The organism is Micromonospora sp. (assembly GCF_048594385.1).
Classification (GTDB): Bacteria; Actinomycetota; Actinomycetes; order Mycobacteriales; family Micromonosporaceae; genus Micromonospora; species Micromonospora wenchangensis.
This window is the reverse complement of record NZ_JBMDWU010000258.1, coordinates 1-7426: the sequence shown is the minus strand read 5'-3', so window position 1 is coordinate 7426 and position 7426 is coordinate 1. Positions and strand designations below refer to the sequence as shown.

Genomic DNA, 7426 nt, shown 5'->3' with positions numbered 1-7426 from the left:
GCCGTGGCACGACGTGCAACTGGCCGTCCGGGGTCCGGTGGTCGCCGCGCTGGACACCACGTTCCGCGAGCGGTGGACCGATCCGATGCCGTTGGACTCGGAGAACCCGCTGGCCTACCTGCGGGACCGGCTGCGCGGCTCCGACCTGAGCCCCGATCCGCTGCCCGACCCGTCGGCCGATCCGCCGCCCTGCGGCCCGCACCACATCCAGGTGCTGCGCACCTACCCGGCGGTGCGCCCCCGCTACGCGTTCGCCCCGGACGGCGAGCGGACGGTGGCCCGGGGCTACACCAAGGCGGTACGCCGGGCCCGCCGGCTGATCTACCTGGAGGACCAGTACCTGTGGTCGACCGAGGTGGCCGAGCTGTTCGCCGAGGCGCTGCGGGACAACCCCGACCTGCACCTGGTCGCGGTGGTCCCCCGCTATCCGGACGTGGACGGCGCGTTGGCGCTGCCGCCCAACACGGTGGGCCGGGAGCAGGCGCTGTCGCTGTGTGAACGGGCCGCGCCGGACCGGGTGCACGTCTTCGACGTGGAGAACCGGGCGGGCGACCCGGTCTACGTGCACGCGAAGATCTGCGTGGTCGACGACGTGTGGGCGAGCGTGGGCAGCGACAACTTCAACAGGCGTTCCTGGACGCACGACAGCGAGCTGTCCTGCGCGGTGCTCGACGAGACCCGCGACGAGCGGTCCCCCCTCGACCCGGCGGGTCGGGGCGACGGGGCCCGGGTGTTCGCCCGGGACCTGCGGCTGCGGTTGTGGCGCGAGCACCTGGACCGCGACCCGGGCGGTGCCGACGACGCCGACCTGCTGGACCCGGCCAGCGCCGTCGCGGCGATCACCGCCACGGCGGACGCTCTGCAGCGGTGGCACGACTCGGGCCGCTCGGGCCCCCGGCCGCCGGGCCGGCTGCGCCCGCACCGGCCTGAGCGGCTGCCCTGGTACACCCGGCTCTGGGCGCTACCGGCGTACCGGCTGGTCTACGACCCCGACGGCAGGCCGCTGCACGCCCGCCGCAAGGGCACCTGGTAGGTCCCGCCGGTCGGCGGCCGGTGCGGGCGGGATGGGGTGGCGGGTCAGCCCGCCCGGGTGGGCGAACGAGGTACGCGGGGCGTAGCAGCCGCTGGTGATGAGCAGGGGGTTCTCCGGGCGCAGCGCGTAGCTCGGGTGCCGGGGGTCGAGGAACTCCACCGACTCGATCTCGAACGGGCTGACCGGTTCGCAGACGTAGGGGTAGACCCCGCTGAACAGCTCGCCGTCGCACCGGGTGAAGTACCGGTGGTGGCCGGCGCGCAGCTGGTGACCGGTGTGGCCGATCCGGGCCCGGGTCCGGATCCGCGGGACGCCGCCGACCTCGGTCGCGGCGACCAGCACGGCACCCCGTACCCGCAGGGTGGTGTGTCCCAGCACGGCCGGGGCTCCCCGGGCGGCGGCGTAGTCCCGGACCCGGGGGCTGGAGGTGACGTAGTGGGTCCACCAGCCCCCGGGGGTCGCCCCGTCGGGCGCGTCGACCCCGACGAGGGCCACCCCGATGTAGGTCAGCGAGTACGCGCCGAGGCCGGAGGTCTGACCGGCGTCCTCGACGACGTACTGGTTCATGAAGACCTGCCGGTCGGGGCGGGGGCACAGGCCGGGCGGGACCAGGGCGACGACCGCGTCCGGGTCGGCCGGCAACCAGCTGAAGTGCAGCGTACGGCTGTCGACGACGAGCTGCGGGTCCGCGGGGTCGAGCACGTGGTCCTCCGTACGGCGGTGGTCTCCCGCGACGCTACGGGCGGTCCTGTCGGCGGGACAAGGACGGATAGCCGACACCGCTGCCGTGGTGTCGGGTTCCGGGTGGCCTGCCGGTTCGACAGGTGCCTGTGATCACAATCGACGCGAACCATGTCCGATAGTGTGGCTTTGTGACCGAAAATCACTTAAGTACATCAGCCTTTCGGCTAGATTTCCGTTCACCGATCAGGCTATGGTGACTTCCGAACGGCCCATCTGAAGCTAAACCGAAGCGTCACGTCTTTTTGACCGCGGACGAGGTGCAGGGAGGACCACCAATGACCGCGCCCACCATGAGCAAGCCGGCGGCGACACCGTCCACCACCGAGAAGCTGGACCCGCGTGCGCTCACCGACAGCGCCGCCGACCTGCTGAACGCGATGGCCGCGCTGCCCGCCGGCCACCCGTCCCGGGCCGCGCTGCGCGACCGGGCGATCGAGGCCTGGCTCCCGCTGGCCAACCACCTGGCCCACCGTTACAGCGGCCGGGGCGAGCCCACCGACGACCTGGCCCAGACCGCCGCCGTCGGCCTGATCAAGGCGATCGACAAGTTCGACCCGTCGCGCGGCGTCGACTTCGCCGGCTACGCCATCCCGACCATCATCGGCGAGCTGAAGCGGCACTTCCGCGACCGCACCTGGGACATCCGGGTCCCCCGGCGGCTGCAGGAGCTGCGGCTGGCCATCTCCGACGCCAACAGCTCGCTGTTGCAGACCCTCGGCCGCTCGCCGACGGTCGCCGACATCGCCGCCCACCTCAAGCTCACCGAGGAAGAGGTCCTGGAGGGCCTGGAGGGCGCCCGCGCGTACAACGCGGTGTCGCTGTCCACCCCGACCGGCGACGGCGACCGCGCCACCGAGCTGGGCGACATGCTCGGCGGCGAGGACAGCGAGTTCGAGCTGGCCGAGCTGCGGGTCGCCCTCGGCCCCGCGCTGGCCACCCTCGACGAGCGCGAGCAGAAGATCCTCACCCTGCGCTTCTACGGCAACCTGACCCAGTCGCAGATCGCCGACCAGATCGGCGTCTCGCAGATGCACGTGTCCCGGCTGCTCGCCCGGGCCCTGACCAAGCTGCGCGGTCAGCTCGACGGCACCTACTGAGGGGGTGGAGGCGGTCACCGGTCCTCGGTGACGGTCACGACCACGGGGCCCGGCCGGCGGGTCGCCGGCCGGGCCTTCCACGTCGAACGACGCACCGGCCCCGACGCATCCGCGTCGGGGCCGGTGTCGCGTCGGTCGGCGTTCACACCGGTACGCGACGCCGACGTCGCCCGGGACGCCGGTCAGCCTCCCGCCGGCTCCCGCCACATCGGATAGAACGGCGTTCCGTCGGGCAGCCGGAAGACCTCGCGCAGCCGGTAGCCGTGCCGGGCGTAGAGGTCCCGTCCGGCCTCACTGCTGGCCTCCAGGTAACCGGGCACCCCGTGGGCGTCCAGCCAGGCGTGGTGGTGCCGCAGCAGCGCGGTACCCAACCCCTGCCCCTGCCGCCCCGGCCGGACGGCGAGCAGCGCCAGGTGATGGTGGTCGGGGTGCGGATGGTTGGCGGCGAACAACTCGTCGAGGTGCTGGAACCGGGGCGTCCACTCCCCGCAGGCGGCGGCCAGCCGGTCGTCGTAGTCCACCGGGGCCGGCGACCCGTCACCGACCTGCGGGAACCAGACCGCCACCGCGTCCCGGTCGGCGGTGCCGAAGACCAGCCCGTGCCGCATCGCGTGGTCGACCAGGATCTCGAAGTTGTCGGCGAAGACGGCCTCCCGCTTGGCCTCGTCGGGCACCAGCCACCGGGTCGCCGGGAGCACCAGGAACGCCTCGGCGATCCGCTCGGCGACCCACCGGGTGTCGGCGGCGGCGAGCCGTCCGATGGTCGGCGCGGTCACCGCCGGGACTCCACCGGCACCGGCTGCTCCGCCGGAGGACCGAACAGCGAGGTGGCCGTGCTCTCCGCGCCCCGCCCGATCCGGGCGTAGACGTCGGGACGGTTGGCGCGCAGCACCAGACCCCACAGCAGGCCGATCAGCGCGGCCACCGGGTAGACCCCGGGGATGATCCAGCGCAGCGGCGAATCCGGCGCGACACCGAGCAGGGTCGCGAAGTTCGTCACCGCCACGGCCACCACGGCGGCCAGCGCGACGGTGGCCAGGGCCGGGGCGATCGCCCGCTTCCACAGCGACTCCGCGGTGTCGGAACGGGCGAAGTAGACGATCACGGCGACGCTGGTGGTGGCGATCAGCAGCAGCACGCCGAAGCCGCCGCCGGTGCCGGCGTAGTAGAACAACTGCACCACCGGGTCCCAGCCGTTGACCGCGTACAGCACGATCACCAGCAGGCCGAGCAGGCTCTGCGCCAGCGAGGCCATCCGGGGTGCGCCGGTGCGCGGCGAGGTCTGCCCGAAGGCCGCCGGCAGCACCCGCTCCCGGCCCAGCGCGAAGGCGTACCGGGCGGTGGTGTTGTGGAACGAGATCATCGCGGCCAGCACCGAGGTCATGAAGAGCGCCTGGCCGATGGTGACCGCCGTGTCGCCGAGGTGCGCGGCGGCCAGGTTGAAGATCAGTTCGATGCTCTGCTCACCGGCGGCGGCGGAGATGTTCTCCGGGCCGACCGCCACGGTCATCGACCAGGAGGAGAGCGCGTAGAGCCCGGCGATGATCGCCACCGAGAGGTAGGTGGCCAGCGGGACCGTCCGCCGCGGGTCCTTGCTCTCCTCGCTGAACACCACCGAGGACTCGAACCCGACGAACCCGGTCATGGCGAGCACCAGCAGCGCGCCCGCCCCCGGCACCAGGAGGTTGGCCGGGGCGAGGGCGGCGAAGCTGGTCGAGCCGCCCGCCGGGTGGCTGAGCTGGCCCAGGTCGAACACGACGATCACCACGATCTCGGCGATCAGCAGCACCGCCAGGACCAGGCCGTTGACGTCCACCCGCAGCAGGCCGAGGAACGCGACGAGCGCCCAGGCGACCAGGGCCACCACGGACCAGTGCGGCTCGACGCCGAACAGGGTGCCGAGCACCGGGGCGGCGGCGGCACCGATCGCGCCGTACAGGCCGACCTGGAGTGCGTTGTAGGCGATGAGCGCGACCCAGGCCGCGCCGACGCCGGCCGGGCGGCCGATGCCCCGGGCGACGTAGGCGTAGAACGCGCCGGCGTTCTCGACCCGGCGGGCCATCGCCACGTAGCCGACGGAGAAGAGCGCCAGGACGGCGCCCACGGCGAGGAACGCCAGCGGCATGCCGGTGATGCCGGTGACCGCGTAGCCGGTGGTGACCACGCCGGCCACCACGGTCAGCGGCGCGGCGGCGGAGAGGACGAAGAAGATGACCGACGGCACGCCGAGGCGGCCACGGGCCAGGGCGTCGCTGACGTTGCTGGGGCGGTCGACTGTCGGATGCGGGGGCATGGGGCTGCTCCGAAAGAGGGGAGATGAGGGGGAAGGGGGTGGCGCGGTGAGATCAGGGGATGCCGCGCAGCACCGCCGCGCCGACCGCGGCCTCGGTGTGCACGACGAGTTCCTTCAGGGGAGGCGGCAGCGAACCGACGAGGGTGGACAGTCGGTGGTGGGCGCGGGGGCCGGCGCTCCACAGCACCTCGCGGGTCAGCCCGGCCGCGGCCACCAGGCCGAGCAGCGTCGTGTCCGACACCAGCGGCTGTTCGGGCCGCTCCACCAGGGCCCGCAGCCGGGTCGCCGGCCAGGCGGCGGCGTTGAGGTCGATCGGCAGGTAGCTGACGGTGGTGCGCAGCAGGCGGCGGTTCTCCTGCCGGCGCAGCACCCCGGCCCGGGCCAACCGCTCCCCCACCGAGGTGGTGGACGACTGGGCCAGGAAGGCGAGCCAGGTGCGCACCGCCTGGTGCTGCGACTCACCGATCAGTTGGTCGAGCACGGTGTGGGCCAGCGCGTCGGCCGGGGGACGCCGGTCGATCACGGTGACCAGTCCACCGGAGACGGTGATCTGTCCGAACAGGATCAGCTCGGCCAGCAACCCGGCGGCCAGGCCGAGCCCGGTGGCGCTCGGGTGCAGTTTGGCCTTGCCGCGGCTGTCGTTGTGCGCAATCAGAAAGAACTCGTCGGCGACCAGCAAACGAGCCTCCCACGCATTGTCCACAGGTGATCCACGCCGGGTGACAGGATGCCCCCAGAGCTCCAGCTTTGCAACTCCCGGATTCGATGGTTGCACTCCGTGCTCATGCGACCTGCGGATCTTGTCGTGACAGACTCGGAGGGTGACCGTCAGCCCCACTGTTCGCCGCCGCCGCATCGCCCGTGAACTCCGCCAACTGCGGGAACGCGCGGGCATGACACTGGACGTCGCCGCACGCCAACTCGACATGTCCAAGAGCAACCTGTCCCGGATCGAGAACGCCCAGATCGGCATCAAACCCCGGGACGTGCGCGCCGCCCTGGCCCTCTACGAGGTGACCGGGGTCGATGCCGAGGCGCTCATCGAGATCGCCCGGGGCGCCCAGCAGCGCGGCTGGTGGCAGAACTACAGCGACGTGCTGCCCGAGTGGTTCGAGTTCTACGTCGGGCTGGAGGCCGAGGCGGAGAGCCTGCGCACGTACGAGGCGGAGTCCGTCCCCGGGCTGCTGCAGACCGAGGCGTACGCCCGGGAGATGTTCCGTCGTACGGCCGGCGAGGAGGGACTGGAACGCAAGGTGGCCGCCCGGCTGCGCCGGCAGGAGGTGCTGCACCGGGAGTCTCCCCCGGTCGAGCTGTCGGTGGTGCTCAACGAGGCGGTGCTGCTGCGTCCGGTGGGCGGGCCGGCCGTGATGGCGGAGCAGTTGACCCACATGGCCACGGTCGCCCGATCACCGAACGTGACATGTCACGTACTTCCGTTCGCGTCCGGTGGGCACCCCGCGATGAGCACTCCGTACGTGATCATCACGTTTGCCGACGCGGCCGACAATTCCGTGGTTTACCTGGACAATCTCACGCTGGGTCTGGCGCTGGAGGAAGCGGGACACGTGCGCGGGTATACCCTTGTGCACGAGGAGCTGTGCCGGATGGCACTGGATCCGGCGGCGTCTCTGGCCCGCCTGGAGGAGGCTGCTCGTCACTTTGCGTGATCGCATTGCGGCACGCCCGGGGGGAACGGAAGGTACGGGAATGCAGGCGCTGCCTCTGTCCATGATGGACTGGCGGACCAGCAGCCGCAGCAGCGGCAACGGCAACTGTGTGGAGATCGCCACCACCGACGACCGGATCGCGGTGCGCGACAGCAAGGACCGGTGCGGGCCCGCGCTGGTCTTCTCCGCCCATGCCTGGACAGCCTTCGTCACCGGCATGGAGGCGGTACGCCGGGGCTGACCCCGGGCGTGCCACAGTGGCAGCCGTGCTCTCCGACGTACCCCTCGACCTGCCGGTCCGGCCGGCGCTGGCACCCCTGCTGCGAGCGCTGACCGACGCCGGCGGCGCGGTCCTGGTCGCCCCGCCCGGCACCGGCAAGACCACCCTGGCCCCGCTCGCCGTGGCCGACGGGGTGGCCGGGCGGGTGCTGGTCGCCCAGCCCCGCCGGGTGGCCGCCCGGGCGGCGGCCCGGCGGATGGGCGCCCGGCTCGGGGAGCGGGTGGGGCCCCGGGGCGGGGACGCCGGACGCGGGGACCGCCGGGGCGGCCCCGGCACCCCGGGGGGGGTGGTGCCCCCCGGCCTGCTGGTGCG

At 72.7% G+C, this 7426-nt stretch carries 8 protein-coding genes and 1 pseudogene; 5 read left to right on the top strand and 4 right to left on the bottom strand.

The genetic code is table 11. The annotated features are described in order from the left end of the window. Nucleotides 1-1033 (top strand): phospholipase D-like domain-containing protein (locus ACOJTC_RS13735; RefSeq protein WP_420117142.1); only part of this gene is annotated, 1033 nt, incomplete at its 5' end. Here the strand turns inward: ACOJTC_RS13735 and ACOJTC_RS13730 are convergent. Further along, on the bottom strand, nt 962-1735 hold the full coding sequence (locus ACOJTC_RS13730) for a hypothetical protein (protein ID WP_420117141.1): 774 nt from the start codon (nt 1733-1735) through the stop codon (nt 962-964). The genes ACOJTC_RS13735 and ACOJTC_RS13730 overlap by 72 nt on opposite strands. A gap of 317 nt (nt 1736-2052) precedes the next feature. Between ACOJTC_RS13730 and ACOJTC_RS13725 the strand changes: the two genes are divergently transcribed. Continuing rightward, entirely contained in the window at nt 2053-2874 is an 822-nt protein-coding gene (locus ACOJTC_RS13725) for a SigB/SigF/SigG family RNA polymerase sigma factor (RefSeq protein ID WP_420117140.1), read from the top strand. 182 nt (nt 2875-3056) lie between these two features. On the opposite strand, the gene ACOJTC_RS13720 is transcribed toward ACOJTC_RS13725, so the two are convergent. The 3 genes from ACOJTC_RS13720 to ACOJTC_RS13710 are packed head-to-tail and all read right to left on the bottom strand — an operon-like array spanning nt 3057 to nt 5846. After that, nucleotides 3057-3650 (bottom strand): GNAT family N-acetyltransferase, encoded by a 594-nt coding sequence (locus ACOJTC_RS13720; RefSeq protein ID WP_420117139.1) that lies wholly within the window; start codon nt 3648-3650, stop codon nt 3057-3059. Continuing rightward, nucleotides 3647-5167, bottom strand: coding sequence for an APC family permease (locus ACOJTC_RS13715; RefSeq protein WP_357934164.1), 1521 nt, complete (start codon nt 5165-5167; stop codon nt 3647-3649). Before ACOJTC_RS13715 ends, ACOJTC_RS13720 begins: the two co-directional genes overlap by 4 nt. 52 nt (nt 5168-5219) lie before the next feature. Beyond that, entirely contained in the window at nt 5220-5846 is a 627-nt protein-coding gene (locus ACOJTC_RS13710) for a GOLPH3/VPS74 family protein (RefSeq protein ID WP_204927901.1), read from the bottom strand. Between the two features lie 142 nt (nt 5847-5988). Here ACOJTC_RS13710 and ACOJTC_RS13705 point away from each other — a divergent pair, with 142 nt between their 5' ends. The 3 genes and pseudogenes from ACOJTC_RS13705 to ACOJTC_RS13695 all read left to right on the top strand — a co-directional run. Then, entirely contained in the window at nt 5989-6834 is an 846-nt protein-coding gene (locus tag ACOJTC_RS13705; RefSeq protein WP_420117138.1) for a helix-turn-helix domain-containing protein, read from the top strand. A gap of 40 nt (nt 6835-6874) precedes the next feature. Continuing rightward, nucleotides 6875-7075 (top strand): DUF397 domain-containing protein, encoded by a 201-nt coding sequence (locus ACOJTC_RS13700; protein WP_420117137.1) that lies wholly within the window; start codon nt 6875-6877, stop codon nt 7073-7075. Between the two features lie 25 nt (nt 7076-7100). Next, nucleotides 7101-7426 (top strand): annotated as a pseudogene (locus ACOJTC_RS13695) (ATP-dependent helicase HrpB); the annotation flags it as partial.